This is a genomic window from Pseudoalteromonas sp. SG44-1 (assembly GCF_014164315.1).
In the GTDB taxonomy this organism is placed as follows: Bacteria; Pseudomonadota; Gammaproteobacteria; order Enterobacterales; family Alteromonadaceae; genus Pseudoalteromonas; species Pseudoalteromonas rhizosphaerae.
Window position 1 is genome coordinate 1 of sequence record NZ_JACJEW010000201.1, and the last position, 882, is coordinate 882.

Consider the following 882-nt stretch of genomic DNA (forward strand, 5'->3'; position numbering starts at 1 on the left):
GGCGTATCCGCCGTCAGTGATGTTAAAGATTATTTTGCTCGGCTATGCACATGGTTTGATCAGCAGCCGCCGTATTGCTAAGGCGTGTGAGACGAATATTTTGTTCATGAGTGTGTCGGGTGATATTCAACCTCATTACACATCTGTAGCGGGATTCGTGGCCAAAATGCATGAACAGATTGAGCCGCTGTTTACGCAAGTATTGATGATATGCGACGAAGAAGGGTTGATAGGCCGCAATATGTTTGCCATTGATGGCTGTAAGTTAAAGTCGAATGCGAGCAAAGAATGGAGCGGGACATTCGATGAGCTAGGGCGTAAAAAAGCAAAACTAGAACGCGCGAGTAAACGTATTATCGAACGTCACCAATCACAAGATAGCCTGAGCGAAGAGTTGATAACACAGGATTTAAAGCAAAAAGAAAAGCTGGATAAAAGTGCAGATAAAATCACGGAGTTCTTAGCGACCCACGAGGAAAAAACGGGCAGCAAAGGCAAGCCTATTAAAAGTAATATTACCGACCCTGATAGCGCGAAAATGACCACGTCAAAAGGTACAATCCAAGGCTACAACGGGATAGCGATAAATGACGATAAACATCAAGTTATACTGCAAGCACAGGCATGGGGCTCGGTGGGCGAGCAGCAAACCCTGCAGCCAGCAGTTAAGCAATTAAAGCAGCAGCTTGATAAATTGAATACCGACAAATCAACAGACGAACAAACGATTAAGTTCACCGCAGACAGTGGGTTTAATAGCGAAGCGAACCTTGAATACATGGCGAAAAGTGGCTTTGATACTTACATTGCGGATAACCAATTTAGAAAACGAAACCCGTTATTTAAAGACAGCGAAACTTATGAAACAGAGCAAGAAAAACG

The 882-nt window shown here is 43.8% G+C and carries 1 protein-coding gene; it reads left to right on the top strand.

Going from position 1 to position 882, the window contains the following annotated elements:
* Nucleotides 1-882 (top strand): transposase (locus tag H5187_RS23760; protein ID WP_182798500.1); only part of this gene is annotated, 882 nt, incomplete at both ends.